We start from the raw sequence: 18,956 nt of genomic DNA, 5'->3' as shown, positions 1-18,956 counted from the left end.
TCTTCCTGGGGTTATGCGTCCCTGTGCAAGGCCGGGACGACGGCTGAGATCGCGGTTGGCGCCTTCCATCACACTGTGCCCGAGACAACCCATAAAGACGCGACGCCGCCTTCCCGCCGCCCATGAGGCGCAGGTGATGCGGCAATCATGTCCCTCCTGAAAATCGAGAGGGCGCGAGGAAGGCCGGACCTCGGCTGAGGCCCGTGGCCCGCCTGCTCAAAAGAATGCAGGCGGCAGGTACCACAGGTACAGCCGGACAGACCCGGCCTTCCCCGCGCGATGGTTTTACGGTGTCCTTCGTGCTCTCCCTGGGGATCGGCGTTCTTGCCCCCATTTTGCAACAACGCGCCTTTGGCGCGTTGCGCAGACCTCAGCGTCGAGAGGCCAGGACCACACGACTTCGCCGTCCGTCACGACTGCACTCGTCTGGCACAGCCGTCACGTCCATCGCAGCCCGCCTCCACGTTCGTGACGACGCGTACGTCCCTCTGCTCGAGGCGGGATGGGCAAGACCATCGTCCTGATTTGCCCGACGACGCAAGCCGGCGCGGCTGCGGCAAACTAACTCGACGGGCATTTCGCGCATACGAAGCATGCGGAGATTGCCCGTCGGGCACATCTGGCCGGCGCTCCATCCGGATGTGAAGCCGTGAAGATCGGCTGACAATCAGCGGACGGACGGAGCAGCGGCGGCTTCCCCCCGCGCCGCAAGCGGCAATGACGCCTGCCTCAGACTTTCCGACGGCGTCTCACCGTAGATCTTTCGATACTCCCTGGCGAAATGCCCGGGATTGCTGAAGCCACATCGCAAGGCGATCGACGTCACCGTGTCACCTGCTTTCGCATCGTACAGCAAGCGGTGCGCATGTTGGATTCGCGTCAGCTTGATCTTCTCGGCCAAGGAGACGCCGCTCTTCGCGAAGTACTGATAGACCGTGCGAGGGCTGACGCCGTAGCGAACCGCGAGCTGCTGGATCGATATCTTCTGATCCCAGTTCGTCTCAATGTGTTCCAGGATCCTGCGAATGGACTCCGGCACCTGGCCATCGCGATCGAGATGATCCGTGGTGACGTCGATCGTCGCACCGACGAGATGGGTTCGCCCGTCGGACGGGCTGTAGACAGAGGTCGCCATGCCACGGACCCAGCGCACCGCACCGGCTTTGCCAAGCACCCGGTAGTCGCGCGTATAGCCGGTTCGCTTCATGATCGCACGACGGATGACCTGCGCGAGCCCGTTCCGATCCTCGGGATGCACGTGGCACAACATGTCGCGCAGCGACGATGGCGACGCCGGCGGAAAATCTCCCTTGGAATCGTCTGCATCGACGATCAGGTTGAACGTCGACAGCCCAGCGAGCTTCTCCGCGGCCGCAAGCTGTTCTTCCAGGATCCTGGTTGTCGTGATGTCCTCGACTACGGCGCAGAACCACTTCAGGCGACCCCTGGCGTCCCTGACCGGATTGACGGTCACGCGTCCCCACACGATGCTTCCGTCCGGCCGGAGATAGCGCTTGTCGAGCTGATAGGTCGCGATCTCGCCTGCAAGCAGCTTGTCGTGCTGCAGCCGATTGCGCTCCCGGTCCTCTGGATGCGTCAGATCCACAAAGGTCAGCCCACTGGTCTTGAGCTGCTCCAGCGTGTATCCGACGATCCGGCAGCATTCGGCGTTCGCAAACCGGATATGTCCCGTTGCACTGTCGACGATCGAGATGCCGATGCCGAGGCTGTCGAGAAACACCCTCGGCACCGCGATGACTTCGGCAATGTCCTTCCCTGGCATGTCGAAGCCGATACCATCCAATCCGGATGGAGCCTAGCGCCGAGGATCATGTCGATCTTGATCTAAGGCAATCCCGGCCCTGCGACACCTGAACACGCCCCGCAGATTCACGGCCATTCCTGCACAATCAGAACATCGCTGCAGATTGCTGCCTAACCGAATCTTACTGACGAGCTGTTAGATTGAATAAAGCCCCCGGGAATTTACGGGGATCATCGAATTCAGGAATGATCGCAGTCAGCGCCGTCTCCGGATCACAGCAACTATCGCGTGATCACGAGCATGTGCACATCGCTGGCGTGATCGCTTGCACAGGAGACCATCATGTTTGGCCGCAAGAACAACGCCGCATCCCTGGCCGCCCTGGCCGCAAACGCGATCACCGCGAAGGTGATGGTCGCTGACGACAAACTCAACATCGTCTACATGAACGAGGCGGTACGGGCGCTGATGCGTGAGGCGGAGGCCGATCTCAAGGCGCAGTTGCCGAACTTCCGCGTCGATGGACTCATCGGCACCAACATCGACGTGTTCCACAAGGACCCGACGCACCAGCGCCGCATGCTGCAGGCCCTTACGTCCGAGCACCGGGCCACCATCAAGATCGGGAAGTGGACGTTCGATCTGGTCGCGCAGCCCTTGAAACACCCGGATGGAACCCGCGCCGGAACGGTCGTCGAGTGGTCCGACGCGAGCGTGCGGCTGCAGAACCTCGACTACAGCGCCCAGGTCGCGGCCATCGGCCGATCACAGGCCGTGATCGAATTCAACCTGGACGGCACGATCGTCACCGCCAACGACAACTTTCTGCATGCGCTTGGCTACAGTCTGCCGGAGATCCAAGGCAAGCATCACAGCATCTTCGTTTCGCCGCAGGAGCGCGACAGTGCCGGCTATCGCGAGTTCTGGGCCGCCCTGAACCGCGGCGAATACCAGGCCGCAGAATACAAGCGGATCGGAAAGGGCGGCAAGGAGGTCTGGATTCAGGCGTCCTATAATCCGGTGTTCGATCAGAACGGAAAGCCCTTCAAGGTCGTCAAGTTCGCCACCGACGTGACCGCCCAGAAGCTTCGGAATGCCGATCTCGCCGGACAGATCGCCGCCATCAGCAAATCGCAGGCCGTGATCGAGTTCGAACTGGACGGCACCATCATCAACGCCAACGACAATTTCCTGCAGGCGCTCGGCTATACGCTGTCCGAGATCAAGGGCCGGCACCATTCGATGTTCGTCGATCCGTCGGAGCGCGACAGTCCGGCCTATCGCAACTTCTGGGCCGCCCTGAACCGCGGAGAATATCAGGCCTCGGAATACAAGCGGATCGGCAAGGGCGGCCGCGAGGTCTGGATTCAGGCCTCCTACAATCCAATCCTCGACCTCAATGGCAAGCCGTTCAAGGTCGTGAAATACGCCACCGACGTCACCAAGCAGGTGCTGGTGCGGATGGGCAATGAGCGCGTTCGCGGCATGATGGAGTCCGTCGCAGCGGGTGCCGAGGAGTTGAACGCCTCGGTGCGCGAGATTTCCGAGGCCATGACCAAGTCGCGCGAGACCGCCATGGGGGCGGCTGACCGGGTCGCCTCAGCCGATTCGCAAGCCAAGCGGTTGAGCGAGGCGACACAGGCGATGAGCGGCATCGTCGAACTGATCGGCAACATCACCGGGCAGATCAACCTGCTGGCGCTCAATGCCACGATCGAATCGGCGCGCGCCGGCGATGCCGGCCGCGGCTTTGCCGTGGTCGCGTCGGAGGTCAAGAATCTCGCCACGCAGGCCAAGGCCGCCACCGACAAGATCGGCGCGGAGATCTCCGGACTGAACGGGATCTCCAGCGAGGTCGTGAATGCGCTGAACGCGATCAAGGTCGAGATCCAGAACGTCAGCGAATACGTCACCTCGACCGCCGCCGCCGTCGAGGAGCAGAGCACGGTCACCGGCGAGATGTCGTCCAGCATGCAGCGCGCAGCCGCAGAGGCGCAGGCGATCGCAGCAGGCAGGGCGTAGAGACCGCCCGAGCGCGGCGCTTCCCCGCGAGGGCCGCGGCCAGGATCAATCCCGCGTCGCGTCCCAGGTCACCGGCAGATTGAGCAGACCGCGAAACGCCCAGCCGCCGATGCGCACCGGCTCGGTGTCACGCAGGCGCAGGTCCTTGAGCCGCGCGAACAGCGTCGGCAGCGCGACGTCGGCGATCATCGCGCGCGAGGCCCAGGCGCCCGCGCAGAAATGCGGACCTGCGCCGAAGGCGATGCTCTTGGAGACGTCGCGGCGGATGTCGAAGCGATCGGGATCGGTGAAATGCGCCTCGTCGCGGTTGGCCGAGCCGAACATCAGGAACACGCGCTCCTCCGGCTCGAAGGCGACGTCGCGGATGCTCCATGGCCTGGCGATCCGCCGCGGCGACATGCCGATCGGCGAGATCCAGCGGGCATATTCCTCGAACACCTGGAGCCAGCGCACCTCGCCAGTGATGGCCAGCGCGAGCTGCTCGGGATGCGTCAGCAGCGCCCACACCGTGCCGGCGATCGCGTCGCGCGGTTCGTTCTGGCCGCCCGAGATGGCGAGCTTGATGTTGGCGCGGATGCTCTCCATCGGCATTTGCGCGGCGAGCATCACGCCAAGCAGGCTCTGGTTCGGGGTCTTCTCCAGCACCGGCAGCATGTCGTCGATCGCGGCATCGATGCCGGCGGTCGCGGCGTTGCAACGCGCCTCGACCGCGGGATCGCCGGTGTAGTTGGCGATGCCGTCGATCATCGCCTGCGACCACGCATTCATGTCCTGGAAGCGCATGTTGGTGAGGCCGGTGATCAGCTTCAGGCACTCGGCCGAGAACGGCAGAGCGAAATCGCTGACGAGATCGACATCCGTGGCCGGATCCAGCGCATCGATCAGCCGGTCGGCGTGCGCCTGGAACTGCGCCAGCCAGTGCACGCGCACGGCGCGCGGCGACACCGCCGGCGCGATCGCCTGACGCTCCGCCATGTGCGCCGCGCCATCCTTGCGCATCATGTTGTGGCCCATCAGCCGGTTCATCAGGCCCTGCGGCTGATGCGAGCTGAAGACGTCGATCTGCTTTTCGGAGACGAAGATGTCGTCGCGCCGGCACAACAGCGTGCTGCCGAGCTGCGGCACGAAGGCGATCGGCGCCTCCTGGCGCATGCGCGCCAGCGCCGGATAGGGATCGGCCCAGAAGGTGGCGGTATCGATGTTGAAGCGCGGTGCTGTGCTCACTGTCGATCTCCAGTCGGACGGCGCAAGCTAGCCGCGCGCGCGGGCGACGTCTGTCCCGGTGATGGGTGACAGCAGTTGAGCCTCCTTGCTCAGTTCAGCGGCCGCGGTGTCGCCATCAGGCGCAGCGCAATCGCGAACAGCTCGTTCTGCGAGGCGATGCCCAGCTTCTCATAGGCGCGCTTGCGATAGGTGAAGACGGAGTTGAGGGCGATGCCGAGATCTCCGGCGATCGCCTCCGAGGTGAAGCCCTCGAGGATGCGCCGGCAGACGTCCTTCTCCCGCGCGGTCAGCACCGACAGCGGTCCGCCGGCGGCGAACAACGAGGCAAATCTGTCGGCCGGATCCATCGCGGCGGCGCGATCCTGGCAATGACGCGCGACGATAGCCCCCACGATCGGGGCGACCGCGGCGATGCGCTGGCGCTCGTGGGGCGCAAAGCCGCCTTGGACAGCGGTGCGATAGAAGTTCACGTAGGTGCAGTGCTCGCCGACCCAGATCGCGGTGGCGGCCTTGTCGACGATCTCGGAGTCCTCGAAAAACAGCTTGCGGTAGCCCTTCGGGTACATGCGGCGGGCGAAGTTCGGCAGCAGGATGTGGCTGGTGTCCGCGCGCGCGCGAAAGATCGTATCCCGGTTAGGATCGGCGGTGTGGAAGTGCTCCGAATACGCCGCGCCGAGGTCGGGCCCGATCGCGATGTTCCCCGTGCTGAGCAGACAGCGCGCCGAGCGCTGGTCCTCGAAGGCGAACACCATGCAATGGCCGACATCCGCAACAATGCGCAACGTCTCGATCAGGACCTGCGGAAATGCGGGCTGTCCGATCGCGAGCACCATCGCGCCGACGGCGCAGGCCGCCTCGATGCCAGGCTCCTGAGCCTCCATGCGTTCCTCCCGGATCTTTTTGTTCGCCGAAACCTAGCAGCAACCCGCCTCGGCTGGAAGCGCCGCGCCCTGCGTCACCAACCACGGGGACAGACACGGGGCCGCCGGTCCGGCTACGCTCATCGGCCAAAGTCTCGGCCAGTCAACGCGCCGAGCACGCTCAACGGGGAGGATACACGATGAGAGCCGCGCTCACGGCGATCGGAATTGCTGCAACGATGGCGTTCGGCGCGCCCGCGCGGGCCGACATCAAGGTCGGTATCGTGGTGTCCGCAACCGGACCCGGCTCGGCGCTCGGCCAGCCGCAGCTCAAGGCAGTGGCCGCGCTGCCGAAGGAGATCGGCGGCGAGAGGATCGTCTACATCGCGCTCGACGACGAGTCCGACAGCGTCAAGGGCTTGCAGAACGCGCGGCGGCTGGTGATCCAGGACGGCGTCGACGTGATCATTGGCTCGTCGCTGACGCCGGTGACGATGCCGATGCTCGACGTCGCGCTCGAGAGCAGGACGCCGCTGCTGTCGCTGGCGGCCTCGACCGCGATCGTGCAGCCGATGGACGACAAGCGCAAATGGGCATTCAAGGTGGTGCCCAATGACGACATCATGGCCGCAGCCATGCTCAAATACATCGCCAGGAGCGGCGTGAAGACGCTCGGCTTCATCGGCGTGTCCGACGGCTATGGCGAGGGCTACTATCAGGAGGTGACGAGGCTCGCGCCGAAGCTCGGGCTCACGGTGACCACCCACGAGGTCTATGCGCGCGGCGACACCAGCGTCACCGGCCAGGCGCTCAAGGTGATCGCCACCAATCCGGACGCGGTGTTCATCGCCTCGGCCGGCACGCCGGCCGTGCTGCCGCAGCAGGCACTGCGCGAGCGCGGCTATGCCGGCAAGATCTTCCAGACCCATGGCGTCGCGACGCAGGAGTTCATCAAGCTCGGCAAGGAGAATGTCGAGGGTGCGATCTTCGCCGGCGAAGCGTTCTCGATCGCCGACGATCTGGCGCCCGAGGATCCGTTCCGCCGCGCCAACGACGCGTTCGTCTCCGCCTATCAGGCCGCCAATGGCGACAAGCCCAACATTTTTGCCGCGCATCTGTGGGACACCGCGACCCTGCTCAAGGGCGCCATTCCCGGCGCGCTGAAGGCCGCCAAGCCCGGCACGCCGGAATTCCGCGCCGCGCTGCGCGACGAACTCGAGCGCGGCAAGGATGTCTATCTCAACAACGGCCTCTCCAACATGAGCCCGACCGACCACAACGGCTACGACGAACGCTCGGCGTTCCTGATCAAGGTCGAGGGCGGGAGGTTCAGGCTGGTGAAGTAGGTAACGTCGCGTTGTCGGCCCGACTATTTCAGCACGGGCGGTGCAACCTCTCCCCGCCCGTTGCGGGGAGAGGTCGGATTGCGCAGCAATCCGGGTGAGGGGCATGGCACATCAGCGGCCAGGATCACCGGTCCATCGGACGAGCACGACGGCTCCGGGTCGCAGAGCAATAGCACCACCCGTGCGTCTGCCCCCGCGTCTGCCCCCATTGGCGCTAACTTACCAAATTAACGCTTGGTATTCTCGTTTTCTTGGCGGCTCTCGGAGATGGCGTTGAATGTTCCGCGCAGCGGCCCGCAACGTTTGCACGTCGGGTTTGGGGATGACGGCGTCGACGAGGGCCTCGACGATCAAGCGCAATAGGCGCCAGACGCCGTTCTTCACGCGGCCTCCCGGCGGGGAGAGTCACCGAGATGTTCCGCGATGAGCGGCTCGGTCAGCAGCGCCAGCAGAAGATGACAGAGGATGTGCGCTCTCGCACTCCTGGGATCCTCGCCCGGTGGTCGCGCGAGGCCGATACTGCTCTTGAGATGCTTGAAGGCGATCTCGATGCGCCACCGCAATCGATAGAGGCTGCTGATTGCTGGAAGTGGATATTCATCGCGATCGAGCGAGGTGATGATGATGACCCATTCGGCCGCGACCAACGTCTCGGGCTGCAGCTTGCGGCCCATGTCTCGTGCCCGGCGCGTGATCTTTTCGATCGTGGCATCGCGCGCCTGCTTCGGCTTTCGGATCGCCACCAGACGTAATGCGATAGGCTCTTTCGCCGAAGCCTTGATCCAGACGGGCCGATCAACCAGTCCCTTGCCACGCGACTTTTTTAGCAGAGCAATGAGATCGAGACGGTTCGCGTCGGCGTCGAGCCAACGAGCGCCATTCCATTTGGCGCGCACTACGATATCAGCGCTTTCAGCAAGCACCTTGGCGACCCGATCGGGCTGCAGATAGGCACGATCGCCGACGCGAATTTCGCCCGGCACGACACCGGCGCGATCGATGACCTCGCCCTCGCTCTCATCCGTCAGTTCGAAGGCGGTAAAGCGTTCGCTCGCCAGATCGAAGGCTGAATGTATCCGCCATACGCCGCCGGATTCTCGATCATTGCGGCCGGCTTTTGCCACCGCCGTGGCATCCACAAGACGGACCGGTCGGCCTTTCGCCGCGGCCAGGCAGGTCTCACCTGCGCTCCCAACGAGCAGCCGGCTGACCAGTTGTTCGAGCCAATCCGCCGAGTTGCGTAGCCGCTTGAGAAGCGCGACATTCGACAATGAGGCAAGTCCCATCGCCTCAGCCCATGCGGCGGTCAATCGCAGCCCGCGCGTCCCCCAACAATACGCGAGCACCAGCCGCAGCTGATCCACGGCACATTCGACCTTGCGGGCTCGTTTGAAAGCCCCAAATTCCCGAGCCTCATGCTCAAGCAGGTCAGCGCCGCCCAACCGAGCGATAGTGCGCAGCCATTCGGCGTTCGAAAGCGATTCGTCAGTCACTCGACCGAGGAATCATCCATTTCCGGCAGCAAAATGGTAAGTTAGCGCCAATGGCGTCTGCCCCTCACCCCGACCCTCTCCCCGTAAGAACGGGGAGAGGGAGCGCACCGACCATTCCGCGAGCGCTCGAATTCAGCTGACAAGAGAGCGACGGATAGAGCTGCTTCCGCGCTGAGTGAGCCCGCCGCTTACGCCGACAGCCGCTCTCCCGCGTCGCCCTTGCCCAAGATCAAATCCGCCGCCTTGTCGCCGATCATCAAGGTCGCAGCGTTGAGGTTGGCGGAGATCATGCGCGGCATGATCGAGGCATCGGCGACGCGCAGGCCCTCGAGACCGTGGACGCGGAGCCGGTCGTCGACCGTGGCCCAGGTCGAGTCCGCCGGTCCCATCCGGCAGGAGCAGCCGGGATGGAAGGTGGTGGTGGCGCGCTGCGTCGCCGCGGCCAGGAACTCGTCGTCGCTGTTCACCTTCGGTCCCGGAAAATCCTCGTAAGCATAGTACGGCGCGAGCGGGGCCGAGGCCAGCAGGCGACGCGCCAGCTTCATGCCGGCGACGACCACGCGGCGGTCGAGCTCGGCGGTGAGATAGTTGGTCTGGATCAGCGGCGGCGCGAACGGATCCGCCGAGCGCAGCCGCACATAGCCGCGGCTCTCCGGGCGCTGCTGCCAGGACGCCACCGTCATGCCGGGCTCGTCCTCGAGCTGGCCCTGCACGCCCTCCTTGTAGCTTGCCGGCGTGAAGGTGAGCTGCAGGTCGGAGCTTTCGGCGGTCTCGCCGGAATGCCAGAAGCAGTAGACCATGGTCGGCGACAGCGACAGGATGCCGCGCCGCGTCACCGCCCATTTCAGCGCCTCGCCCCACAGATTGAGGCCGCGCGCGAGCTCGTTGACGGTCTTGATGTTCTTGACACGCGCCACCGTGCGGGGCGCGTAATGGTCCTGCAGGCCCTCGCCGACGCTTCGGAGTGCATGACGCACCTCGATGCCGTGCTCCTGCAGCAGCTCGGGCGCGCCGATGCCGGAGAGCTGCAAGAGCTGCGGCGAATTATAGGCACCACCGGACAGGATCACCTCTTTACGCGCGCGCACCTCGACCGGCACGCCGCCGCGCCCGCCGCGATGATAGCGCACGCCGACCGCGCGTTTGCCTTCCAGCACAACGCCGGTGGCATGGGCGTGGGTGCGAACCTCGACGTTCGGCCGCTTGCTGGCCGGACGCAGGAATGCGGTCGCCGACGACACGCGGCGGCCGTTCTGGATGGTGCGCTGGACGTAGGAGACGCCTTCCTGAATCGCGCCGTTGTAGTCCGGGTTGCGCGGGATGCCGAGCGAGACAGCGCCATCCATGAAGGCCTCGCACAGCGTGTCCTTCCACTCCATGGTGGTCACGATGAGGTTGCCGTCGCGGCCGCGATACTGGTCCTCGCCGGCGCCGATGCGCTTCTCCATGCGCTTGAAATTCGGCAGCACGTCGGAATAGCTCCAGCCGCGATTGCCCATCTGCGCCCAGGTGTCGAAGTCCTGGCGCTGGCCGCGATTGTAGACATGGCCGTTGATCGACGAGGAGCCGCCGAGCGTCTTGCCGCGCGGCGCGTAGATGCTGCGCCCGGCCGTGTAGGGCCCCGGCTCCTGCTGATAACCCCAGTTGATGCTCTTCATGTAGAAGGTCTTGATGAAGCCGGCCGGCAGATGGATGTAGGGATGCCAGTCGCGCGGCCCCGCCTCCAGCACGCACACCGTGACCTCAGGGTCCTCGCTGAGGCGGCTCGCCAGCACGCAGCCGGCGGAGCCGGCGCCCACGATCACATAGTCGAAGGTATCCATCTGGTCGTTCGTCCCGGTCTCATCGTCATCAGCCGCGCGAGGCGGCAAGCGGCCATAGCGCGGTCAGCGCGGCTTGTCATTCAATTGGTAGTCGAGATGCGCCTTCACGGCCGGCCATTCGGCTGCGGTGATGCTGTAGACGACGGTATCCCGCAGCGTGCCGTTCGGCGCGATCTGGTGGCTGCGCAAAATGCCGTCCTGCCTGGCGCCGAGCCGCTCGATGGCGCGGCGGCTCTGGTGGTTGAAGAAATGGGTGCGGAACTCGACCGCGATGCAGTCCATGGCCTCGAAAGCATGCGCCAGCAAGAGCCGCTTGCACTGGGTGTTGAGCGCACTGCGCTGCACCCGTTTCGCATACCAGGTCGAGCCGATCTCGACGCGACGGTTGGCGGCATCGACGTTCATGTAGGTGGTCATACCGGCGACGCGGCCGTCGGCATCGAGCACCGTGAACGGCAGCATGCTGCCGGCCGCGAGCAGGCCGAGCCGGCGCTCGATCTCCCTGGCCATGGTCTCGGGTTTCGGAACTGCGGTGTACCACAGCTTCCACAATTCGCCGTCACTGACGGCCTCGACCAGCGCATCGTGATGGTCCGCCGACAGCGGCAGAAGGCTCGCATGCGGGCCGCGAAGGGTGACTGGTTCAAGAAAGGGCATCAAAGACTCCTTCCCCTCATCCCGAGGAGCAGCGCGCAAGCGCTGCGTCTCGAAGGATGAGGCCACGATGGAGGCCTCATGGTTCGAGACGCGCCTGCGGCGCTCCTCACCATGAGGAGCAATTCCGACGACGTTCCAGCCAGCTGGTTATCACCGGCGCGCCGTGATGACGATGCCCAGCCGCATTCACTTGTTCAGAAAATTCAGCGGCAGGCCGGGCCGCGGCCAGTCCATCGCCACCAGCTCGCCCCGGCCCGACAGCGTGATGTAGGCCGTCTTCAGCTCGGGACCGCCGAAGGCGATGTTCGTCGTAACGCGGTCACCGGTCGGGACCTGCTCGACCAGCGTGCCGTCCGGCGCGATCACGCTGATGCAGCCGGAGATCAGCGTCGCGACGCAGACATTGCCGTTCGCTTCGACCGCGAGCGAATCGAACATCTGGTAGCCGCCGAGGCCGCAGATCGGCCGGCCGCGCTCACCACGATAGATCACCTCGCGCGGCTTGACGGTGCCGGGCTCCGGAACGTCGTAGGCCCAGAGACGCGCGGTCGGCGTCTCCGCGATGTAGACGGTCTTTTCATCCGGCGAGAGCCCGATGCCGTTGGCCGGCAGAATGCCGTGGACGGCCTCGACGATCTCGCTCATGCCGGGCTTGAGGTAATAGAACGCGCCGACGTCCATGTCGCGGGCGCGGCGCTTGCCGAGGTCAGAGAACCACAGGCCGCCGTGACGGTCGAAGACCAGATCGTTGGGCCCGCGCAGCGCGTGCTCGCCGCAGCGGCTGACGACGGTCTCGATCCTGCCGTTCTGCAGATCGACGCGCTGGATCGAGCCGCCGAGATAGTCCTCGGGCTGCGGACCCGGCATGATCGTCTTGCCGGTCGGAATCCACGAGAAACCGCCGTTGTTGCAGATGTAGATCTTGCCGTCGGGCCCCAGCGCCGCGCCATTCGGCCCCCCCGGAATCTGCGCCACGATCTCCTTGCGGCCGTCGGGAAACACCCGCGTCAGGCGCTTTCCGCGGATCTCGACCAGCACCACCGAGCCGTCGGGCATCACCACGGGCCCTTCCGGAAATTCCAGATCGGTGGCGAGCACGCGCATGTCGGACATCGGACGACCTCCCGCTTTCGTCGCCGCGCTGCGGCGCATTGTTGTTAGGCGTGAGGTTATCGCAAACGTGCCGCTGCTTGCCAAGCAATCGGCAGGGTCCGGCGCCGCAGGGCTGGCCTGCAGCGTCTCGACACAATTCGGGACCGCCTCAGCGAATCACCGGAACCCAGATCTCGAAGCCGCCATCACCGGTCCTGGAATCGAGGCGCTGATCGTAGCGTTCGAAATTCGGTGCATCGGCGACCGTGCAGCCCGATTGCGGCAGCCAGTGATTCCAGATCGTGCTGACGGTGCGACGGATGGTCGAGACGTGGCCCGGATGGGCGAACACGGCAAAGGTGGCCGCGGGAATCCGAACCTTGGCGAAGCTGCGCGGCAGGTTGGAGAAGTCGGCTACCGCGACGCCTGCGATATAGCCGAAGTTTCCGGCGTCGTCACCGTTGCAGCAGACGCCGTAAGCGACGTCGCCGACGCGCGCCGGGATATCCTGCTCGACCAGGTGGAAGCGCTGCCAGAGCGCCGGAATGCCGGCCCCGTTGTCATGGCTGAAGCGCTCGGCCACACCGGCCACGAGCAGCGGCTTGGCCGTGACGAAACGTGGTGCGGCGAGATCGGCGAGCGGGGTCTGGTCCATCATGATCGGCTCCTGAAGCGACAGGCCATCGAGGCGTGAGCTGGCGCGCACCGATTCCGGCGTGACGCCGAACTGGTCGCGGAACGCGCGCGTGAACGCTTCGTGGGAGCCGTAGTCGGCCTCGAGCGCGAGACTGAGAATGTCCGGCGCTCCCGAGGCCAGAGCCCGTGCCGCCTCGCTGAGACGGCGCAGCCTGACATAGCGCATCACCGAGACGCCGGTCGCCGCCGCGAACGCGCGCACGATGTGGAAGCGCGACACGCCGGCAATGGCAGCGACATCATCCAACGTCAACGGCGCCGACAGATGGCTCTCGATGAACCAGAGCGCCCTCTCGGCCGGGTTGTTGGACACGCGCCTCTCCTTGTCGAAGCGGCCGATCATGCGCGCGGACGTCCTCGTGCGCTTGATCGTTATTGCGCTGCGGACCGTGCTATTTGCCGGCCGGCTTCGCCGGCGCCGCGTCCTTGGCGCCCGGCGCATCGGCCTTCTTCCTCAGTTCGTCCGCAAGCTTCGCCTGCGACGCCTTCAGTTCGTCGATCAGGCCCTGCTGCGAGATCAGCGCAGCCTTCAGCGCCTGGATCTGCCGATTCGCCGCATCGAGCTTCTGCTGCTGATCGAGCGCTTGCTTGGTCATCGTCTTCTGCAGGAAATCGATGTTGCTCTGCAGACATGATGTCCGACGATCCATCGCCTTTTCTGCAGTGCATATCTCGATGCCCGGAATATCCTGCGCATATGCGGCAGAACTCACACACATCGCGAGCACACTCGCGGCAAAAATGATTCCCGCAGCAACGATTCTTCGCATCACAATTTTCTCATTGGCTTGCCCAACACATGATTTTGCGTGGAACTGAAGGAGTTTCCTGATTGATACCATACTGAGACCTCAATCGCGCATTGAAGTTCCGGCCGGGACCCGTTTTTAGGGAGATGGACAGAATGGCTACGCGCGAAAAACGGCTGGCGCAATTCGACGGCAGCGGTGAGCCGCCGCCCGGACAGACGGTCGAGGTGCTGTGCGAGGATCACAGCGGCACCTACCAACTACCGTTCCCCTGTTTCTACATTGATGGCAAATGGCACAACAAGGAATCCGGCGGCGCGCTCGAAGCCACCGTCATCGGCTGGCGCTTCCCACGCTCGCGATTTGACGAGCGCAATGGACGCCGTCCGCAGCCGAGCTTCGTTGCCGATCGCGCTTCGTCTTATTGATCATGCCGGGCCCTGAGTTCTGCTCAGGGCCGGTCTTGCCGAAAATATGGTTTCGAACGCAGATTGAGCATCACGACCGGATAGGCCATCAGCAGCGCGCCGGCGACGACCGCGAGGACAACCGTTCCAACGTCGAGCACACCGTCGCCCCACGCCCGCCGCCACATTGCAATTGCAATCGGAAAGAACAGAATCAGCGCCGTCGCCAGCCCCGGCGAGAATCTGCCTCCGCTGCGCAGGAACGGCAGAATGTGAAAGAAGATGGCGTTGATGATCATCAGCGCCGCGTAGGTGAGCGCGGCCGGCGGCCATGTCTCGGCAAGCTCCGCCTGCACCGCGCCGAGCACGACAACCAGCGCGTTCGTCACGTAGAAGTCGCTCCACTCGACCGGCAGCTTCATCACCGTACGCGCCCAATTGCGCCAATCGAACGTGTATTCCTCGAGAATATGCGCGCCGTAGGCCGCGAGCGCGAGCCAAGCCAATGTGGTCAAGGTCATGATCGATGCTCCCCTTGCGGGTGATGGACCGGCACCAGATCGGTCGCAAGGGGCAATGTGGAGCACCAAGGCGCGAGACAGGCAGCGCGCGTGCCGTGTGTCAAAACGCGACGGCGCTGCCTTGCAGTCTTAATCCTTGGAACGCTGCCGGAACGAATCGCGTCCGAATCGGACGCCGCATCTGGTGCGCGATCTGTTCACGCTAGATGTCGGACACATCGGAGACGACCCACCACATCGTGAGGAGACGCCTCCGGCCGCTTGCCGCAACCGGATGCCAAAGACTAACGGAGAAGGAGTTCAGGCGCTCAGGTCCAGGGCGTGACCGGCGGGACGTTGTCGGTCGCCGGCGGCATCTCGACCGTCTTGAAGTCGGCCGGGCTGACGATCTCCATATATTCCATGTCAGGGGAATAATCGTAGAGGTAGTGCACGATGCCGGGCCGCTGGTGCACGACGTCGCCGGCCTTCACCAGGGTCGGCTTGTCCTCGTACATGAAGCGGGCCCAGCCCTTCATCATGATGACGATCTGGAAATCGCAATCGTGGCGATGCCAGCCTGTGCCATCCACTGGCGGACAATCCGGATTGGCCTTGACGAGGTGGCAGATCACCTGCCCGCCGGTGGCGTCGGCGATGCCGAGATCGCGATACAGAAAGAAGTCGCGCAACCCACCGCCCTTGTAGTCGGTATCCTCGGGCTTCACGTGCGAGAACTTGGTCACCACTGCATGCTGGTTCATGACGGCCTCCACCGGTTGATTGCGACATCGGCGACCGTTGCGGCCCATCGATCGGCCACAGCGGCCACCACGTCAGAAAGCGGATTGTGCCATGCGAAAACCACGCCACGCCCTGTTCGCAACGCAAAGATCGGCAGGCGGTGACGGCATCGCGCGCCGAACTGATTGCCAACAACCGGGTTTCGGCCGACGCCACACGGCAATGGTGACGTGCTAACAGCTCACGCCACGCGCCGAGAGGACGCAAATCCGGCTTCAAATTGAGCAGCACCTGCCCGCGACATGAGCCGTTCTCGCCGGGGCCGGCGGCTGCAAAGGGCCGCGGGCATGGTCCGCTGACGGCAGGACACCTAGTACTCGACCTCCAGCTCCTCGATCTCCTCGGGCTCGGCCTTGGCGGCCTCGATCCATTGCTGCATCTCCGGCATCGCCATGATCAGGTCGGCATAGGCCCTGAGCTGCGGCTCCAGCTTCACGTCATAAGTCACGAAGCGCGTCACCACCGGCGCATACATCGCATCCGCCATGCCGCGCTGGCCGAACAGAAATGGACCGCCGGATCTCTCCAGGCAGTCGCGCCAGATCGCCCAGATGCGATCGATGTCGGCCTGCGCCCGCGTCCAGACCTTGAAGCCCGGAAAGTGGCCCTTGAGATTGACCGGCAGCGACGCCCGCAGAGTCGTGAAGCCGGAATGGATCTCGCCCGAAATCGAGCGGCAATGCGCGCGCTGGATGCGGTCGGCTGGCAGCAGGCCCGCCTCCGGAAAGGTCTCGTTGAGATACTCGCCGATCGCCAGCGTATCCCAGATCGTCGCACCATCGTGGCGCAGGCACGGCACCAGGATCGAGGACGACAGCAGCAGGATCTCGGCGCGAGCCGACGCGTCGTCCGGACCGACGATCACCTCGTCAAAATCCAGTCCGGCAAACCTGGCCAGCAGCCAGCCGCGCAGCGACCACGACGAGTAATTCTTGCTACTGATGGTCAACGTCGCTTTGGCCATGTCGCCCTACCCTGTTGCCGCATTGTCGATTGTCGTCCGCCCATCGTGCCGCTCGTGCAAGCGGCGCGATGGGCGGAGCCGGACATGTGAGAGATTTCATCGAGCAAGCGACATGCCAGTTTTTCAGGCAAGACTCGGCCGCTCTGGCTTCGATATTGCATACACCAATGCATGTAATGGATCGGACGCGATGGCGCTGCTGTACCAAGCCTATCAGAACCACATGGACCTGACCGAGCCGTGGCGCCAGAGCGCGGCAGCCGCCATGCGCTATCTCAACCTGATCCCATCAGGGCTATCCAGCCGCGCCATGCGGCGTCTGTCCGCCGCGCTCGAGCTGATCTCCCGCTCGGCCTTGACCTACGCCCGCCCGGCCTATGGCATCGACAGCGTGATGGTCGGCAACCGCGAGCTCGCCGTCACCGAAGAGGTCACGTTCAAGACGCCGTTCGGCTCGCTGCTGCACTTCAAGAAGGATGCCGCACCGGATCAGCCCAAGGTGCTGCTTGTCGCGCCGATGTCCGGCCATTTCGCCACCCTGCTGCGCGGTACCGTGAAGACGCTATTGCAGGATCACGACGTCTATATCACAGACTGGCACAATCCGCGCGACATCCCGCGCGATCATGGCCGCTTCGGCCTCGAAGATTACACCGATCATCTCATCACCTTCCTCGGCCAGCTCGGGCCGCGCCCTCACATGGTGGCGATCTGCCAGCCGTCGGTCTCCGCGCTCGCGGCCACCGCCGTGATGTGCGAGGACAACCATCCGTCGCGGCCAGCCACCTTGACCTTGATGGCCGGACCGATCGATACGCGGATCCAGCCGACCAAGGTCAACGAGTTCGCCAAGAGCAAGCCGATCGACTGGTTCGAGGACAACCTGATCCACTACGTGCCCTTTCAATGCAGGGGCGCCTTCCGCAAGGTCTATCCTGGCTTCGTGCAGCTCACGGCATTCGTCTCGATGAATCTCGAGCGCCACGTCAAGCAGCACATGGATCTCGCCAACCATCTCGCCAAAGGCGAGGTCGAGAAGGCCGAGACGATCAAGACCTTCTACGACGAGTACTTCGCGGTGATGGATCTGCCGGCGGAGTTCTACATCGAGACGGTGCGCGACGTCTTCCAGGACCATCTGCTGCCGCAGGGCAGACTGATGCACCGCGGCCGTCCCGTCGACCCGAAGGCAGTCCGGCGCATCGGCCTGATGACGGTCGAGGGCGAGCGCGACGACATCTGCTCGATCGGCCAGACGCTCTCGGCGCAGGACATCTGCACCAACGTGCGCGCCTATCGCCGCGTCCATCACATGCAGGCCGGCGTCGGCCATTACGGCGTGTTCAGCGGCAAGAAGTGGAACAACGAGATCTATCCGCTGCTGCGGGATTTCGTGCACGTCAATTCGTGAAGCGGCCGCGCTGTGCGCGTTGCAGCGTGGCCGACGGCGCCTCCCCGAACTTGTCGCGATAGGCCCCCGCCATCCGCCCGAGATGGGTGAAGCCGAGGTCGAAGGCGATGTCGATGATCCGCGCCTCCGGCGCAGCCGTCATCAATTGCGCATTGAGCCGCGCCAGCCGGATGTCGAGCAGCATGTCGGAGATCGACATGCCGAAATGGCGGCGGAAGCCGCCCTGCAGCGCCCGGATCCCCACGCCTGACGATGCCGCAAGCTGCGCCAGATCGAGCGGTTCGGCTGCGTGCGCTGCCAGGAGATCACGCGCCCGGCGGACGGCCTGCGGCAGCGTCTCGACCCGGCCGGAATGCAGCCTGATCGCCTCCGCCAGGCCATTTCCCGGCTGCGCGAACAGAATATCCAGCAGCGTCTCGCGCCAATTGGCGGCCGCGACCGCTGGCAGTCCGCGCCCACCGCCGAGACGCTCGGCGAGGTCGGCGAGCCCGAGCATGTGAGCCCGGAGCCGCGAGCCATGACATCCCGACAACGCGATTGCGGGATCGAATTCGATCGGTTGCACCGCGCGCCCGGACAGCGCTGCTGCGCGCTGTTCCACGAGACGGCGGTCGAGCAACAGGATCAACTGAGCGCACCCCTCCCAGACCATGCGCGTGGGCAATGTCGGCGACAGCAGCGACGCCGCATGATCCGGCGCCGTCGCGACCTCGCCGGTCCCGGCGAAGACCCGCGCGGTCCCCGCCAGCGGGAGCTGCAGCAGGAAGAAGCGGTCGAGACAGCCCGGATCAATGGTTACCGCACCGCCATAGGCGACGTAGTTGATGGAAAAGCCATCGAATGCCGCGCAATTATGCAGAGCGAGGAAATCGCGCGCAGTATCCGCCTCCGGTTGCAGCCCATGCGGACAGAAGATGCGGCCTATTTGTTCAGCGGCCTCATCGACATCGTGCGTTGCAACACGACCATAGGCGGTCAGCCGCGGCACCGCCGGTGACTTCCAACTACGATCAGCGGCTGCATCTGCAGTCATGGCCTACATCGCCCGTCGAGATCGTTTGAAACCTATAATAATTAGCAACTGACGTCGAGGGATTCGTTTTCCGGATAGACTTGGGCAGGCCCCGGCTCGATCCTCCCATG

Annotated in this window: 17 protein-coding genes; 4 read left to right on the top strand and 13 right to left on the bottom strand. The window is 64.4% G+C overall.

Annotation, left to right across the window (positions count from 1 at the left end):
• Positions 1 to 667: 667 nt before the first annotated feature.
• Positions 668 to 1,783, bottom strand: a complete 1,116-nt coding sequence (locus ACQR10_RS20300; protein WP_316217632.1) for a helix-turn-helix transcriptional regulator — start codon at positions 1,781 to 1,783, stop codon at positions 668 to 670.
• A 324-nt stretch (positions 1,784 to 2,107) separates the two neighbouring features.
• On the opposite strand from ACQR10_RS20300, the gene ACQR10_RS20295 reads away from it, so the two are divergent.
• Positions 2,108 to 3,787 (top strand): methyl-accepting chemotaxis protein, encoded by a 1,680-nt coding sequence (locus ACQR10_RS20295; protein WP_316217633.1) that lies wholly within the window; start codon positions 2,108 to 2,110, stop codon positions 3,785 to 3,787.
• Between the two features lie 45 nt (positions 3,788 to 3,832).
• On the opposite strand, the gene ACQR10_RS20290 is transcribed toward ACQR10_RS20295, so the two are convergent.
• Positions 3,833 to 5,011, bottom strand: coding sequence for a cytochrome P450 (locus tag ACQR10_RS20290; RefSeq protein WP_316217634.1), 1,179 nt, complete (start codon positions 5,009 to 5,011; stop codon positions 3,833 to 3,835).
• Between the two features lie 89 nt (positions 5,012 to 5,100).
• The gene (locus ACQR10_RS20285) at positions 5,101 to 5,892 is read right to left on the bottom strand and encodes a helix-turn-helix transcriptional regulator (protein ID WP_316217635.1); all 792 of its coding nucleotides are present in this window, start codon (positions 5,890 to 5,892) and stop codon (positions 5,101 to 5,103) included.
• 179 nt (positions 5,893 to 6,071) lie between these two features.
• Between ACQR10_RS20285 and ACQR10_RS20280 the strand changes: the two genes are divergently transcribed.
• Positions 6,072 to 7,217, top strand: coding sequence for an ABC transporter substrate-binding protein (locus ACQR10_RS20280; protein WP_316217636.1), 1,146 nt, complete (start codon positions 6,072 to 6,074; stop codon positions 7,215 to 7,217).
• A gap of 380 nt (positions 7,218 to 7,597) precedes the next feature.
• Here the strand turns inward: ACQR10_RS20280 and ACQR10_RS20275 are convergent, their stop codons facing one another.
• The 6 genes from ACQR10_RS20275 to ACQR10_RS20250 all read right to left on the bottom strand — a co-directional run bounded on the left by ACQR10_RS20275 (position 7,598) and on the right by ACQR10_RS20250 (position 13,697).
• The gene (locus ACQR10_RS20275) at positions 7,598 to 8,710 is read right to left on the bottom strand and encodes an IS4 family transposase (protein WP_316216447.1); all 1,113 of its coding nucleotides are present in this window, start codon (positions 8,708 to 8,710) and stop codon (positions 7,598 to 7,600) included.
• Between the two features lie 188 nt (positions 8,711 to 8,898).
• The gene (locus ACQR10_RS20270; RefSeq protein WP_316217637.1) at positions 8,899 to 10,533 is read right to left on the bottom strand and encodes a GMC family oxidoreductase; all 1,635 of its coding nucleotides are present in this window, start codon (positions 10,531 to 10,533) and stop codon (positions 8,899 to 8,901) included.
• Between the two features lie 63 nt (positions 10,534 to 10,596).
• Positions 10,597 to 11,190 carry a GNAT family N-acetyltransferase gene (locus ACQR10_RS20265; protein WP_316217638.1) on the bottom strand — a complete coding sequence of 198 codons (594 nt, stop codon included), beginning with the start codon at positions 11,188 to 11,190 and terminating at the stop codon, positions 10,597 to 10,599.
• A 186-nt stretch (positions 11,191 to 11,376) separates the two neighbouring features.
• A complete protein-coding gene (locus tag ACQR10_RS20260; RefSeq protein ID WP_316217639.1) occupies positions 11,377 to 12,303 on the bottom strand; it encodes an SMP-30/gluconolactonase/LRE family protein in 927 nt (308 codons plus the stop codon).
• Between the two features lie 148 nt (positions 12,304 to 12,451).
• Positions 12,452 to 13,321: a GyrI-like domain-containing protein gene (locus tag ACQR10_RS20255; RefSeq protein WP_410051441.1), complete on the bottom strand. Its 870-nt coding sequence runs from the start codon at positions 13,319 to 13,321 to the stop codon at positions 12,452 to 12,454.
• 49 nt (positions 13,322 to 13,370) lie between these two features.
• Complete coding sequence (locus ACQR10_RS20250) at positions 13,371 to 13,697, bottom strand: hypothetical protein (RefSeq protein WP_315805808.1); 327 nt, start codon at positions 13,695 to 13,697, stop codon at positions 13,371 to 13,373.
• Positions 13,698 to 13,882: 185 nt separating this feature from the next.
• Here ACQR10_RS20250 and ACQR10_RS20245 point away from each other — a divergent pair, with 185 nt between their 5' ends.
• Entirely contained in the window at positions 13,883 to 14,155 is a 273-nt protein-coding gene (locus ACQR10_RS20245) for a hypothetical protein (protein WP_315805780.1), read from the top strand.
• 23 nt (positions 14,156 to 14,178) lie between these two features.
• On the opposite strand, the gene ACQR10_RS20240 is transcribed toward ACQR10_RS20245, so the two are convergent.
• The 3 genes from ACQR10_RS20240 to ACQR10_RS20230 form a co-directional block, all read right to left on the bottom strand.
• Positions 14,179 to 14,655, bottom strand: a complete 477-nt coding sequence (locus tag ACQR10_RS20240) for an HXXEE domain-containing protein (RefSeq protein ID WP_315805781.1) — start codon at positions 14,653 to 14,655, stop codon at positions 14,179 to 14,181.
• A 308-nt stretch (positions 14,656 to 14,963) separates the two neighbouring features.
• Positions 14,964 to 15,398: a cupin domain-containing protein gene (locus ACQR10_RS20235; protein WP_315718052.1), complete on the bottom strand. Its 435-nt coding sequence runs from the start codon at positions 15,396 to 15,398 to the stop codon at positions 14,964 to 14,966.
• A 350-nt stretch (positions 15,399 to 15,748) separates the two neighbouring features.
• Positions 15,749 to 16,402, bottom strand: coding sequence for a glutathione S-transferase family protein (locus ACQR10_RS20230; RefSeq protein ID WP_315805782.1), 654 nt, complete (start codon positions 16,400 to 16,402; stop codon positions 15,749 to 15,751).
• Between the two features lie 190 nt (positions 16,403 to 16,592).
• Here ACQR10_RS20230 and ACQR10_RS20225 point away from each other — a divergent pair, with 190 nt between their 5' ends.
• The gene (locus ACQR10_RS20225; RefSeq protein WP_316177794.1) at positions 16,593 to 17,813 is read left to right on the top strand and encodes a polyhydroxyalkanoate depolymerase; all 1,221 of its coding nucleotides are present in this window, start codon (positions 16,593 to 16,595) and stop codon (positions 17,811 to 17,813) included.
• Here ACQR10_RS20225 and ACQR10_RS20220 read toward each other — a convergent pair.
• Positions 17,803 to 18,846, bottom strand: a complete 1,044-nt coding sequence (locus tag ACQR10_RS20220) for an AraC family transcriptional regulator (RefSeq protein WP_315805784.1) — start codon at positions 18,844 to 18,846, stop codon at positions 17,803 to 17,805. The genes ACQR10_RS20225 and ACQR10_RS20220 overlap by 11 nt on opposite strands.
• Positions 18,847 to 18,956 lie beyond the last annotated feature (110 nt).

Source organism: Bradyrhizobium sp. HKCCYLRH2060 (genome assembly GCF_051168135.1).
GTDB lineage: Bacteria > Pseudomonadota > Alphaproteobacteria > Rhizobiales > Xanthobacteraceae > Bradyrhizobium.
Note: the sequence above shows the minus strand (reverse complement) of the source record. Positions and strands in the feature narration are given on the sequence as shown.

Bases quoted from the DNA above. Each gene is read 5' to 3' on its own strand.
- ACQR10_RS20300 (WP_316217632.1), bottom strand. From the start codon at position 1,783: ATGCCAGGGAAGGACATTGCCGAAGTCATCGCGGTGCCGAGGGTGTTT.
- ACQR10_RS20295 (WP_316217633.1), top strand. From the start codon at position 2,108: ATGTTTGGCCGCAAGAACAACGCCGCATCCCTGGCCGCCCTGGCCGCA.
- ACQR10_RS20285 (WP_316217635.1), bottom strand. From the start codon at position 5,892: ATGGAGGCTCAGGAGCCTGGCATCGAGGCGGCCTGCGCCGTCGGCGCG.
- ACQR10_RS20280 (WP_316217636.1), top strand. From the start codon at position 6,072: ATGAGAGCCGCGCTCACGGCGATCGGAATTGCTGCAACGATGGCGTTC.
- ACQR10_RS20270 (WP_316217637.1), bottom strand. From the start codon at position 10,533: ATGGATACCTTCGACTATGTGATCGTGGGCGCCGGCTCCGCCGGCTGC.
- ACQR10_RS20265 (WP_316217638.1), bottom strand. From the start codon at position 11,190: ATGCCCTTTCTTGAACCAGTCACCCTTCGCGGCCCGCATGCGAGCCTT.
- ACQR10_RS20260 (WP_316217639.1), bottom strand. From the start codon at position 12,303: ATGTCCGACATGCGCGTGCTCGCCACCGATCTGGAATTTCCGGAAGGG.
- ACQR10_RS20255 (WP_410051441.1), bottom strand. From the start codon at position 13,321: ATGATCGGCCGCTTCGACAAGGAGAGGCGCGTGTCCAACAACCCGGCC.
- ACQR10_RS20250 (WP_315805808.1), bottom strand. From the start codon at position 13,697: ATGTGTGTGAGTTCTGCCGCATATGCGCAGGATATTCCGGGCATCGAG.
- ACQR10_RS20245 (WP_315805780.1), top strand. From the start codon at position 13,883: ATGGCTACGCGCGAAAAACGGCTGGCGCAATTCGACGGCAGCGGTGAG.
- ACQR10_RS20240 (WP_315805781.1), bottom strand. From the start codon at position 14,655: ATGACCTTGACCACATTGGCTTGGCTCGCGCTCGCGGCCTACGGCGCG.
- ACQR10_RS20235 (WP_315718052.1), bottom strand. From the start codon at position 15,398: ATGAACCAGCATGCAGTGGTGACCAAGTTCTCGCACGTGAAGCCCGAG.
- ACQR10_RS20230 (WP_315805782.1), bottom strand. From the start codon at position 16,402: ATGGCCAAAGCGACGTTGACCATCAGTAGCAAGAATTACTCGTCGTGG.
- ACQR10_RS20225 (WP_316177794.1), top strand. From the start codon at position 16,593: ATGGCGCTGCTGTACCAAGCCTATCAGAACCACATGGACCTGACCGAG.
- ACQR10_RS20220 (WP_315805784.1), bottom strand. From the start codon at position 18,846: ATGACTGCAGATGCAGCCGCTGATCGTAGTTGGAAGTCACCGGCGGTG.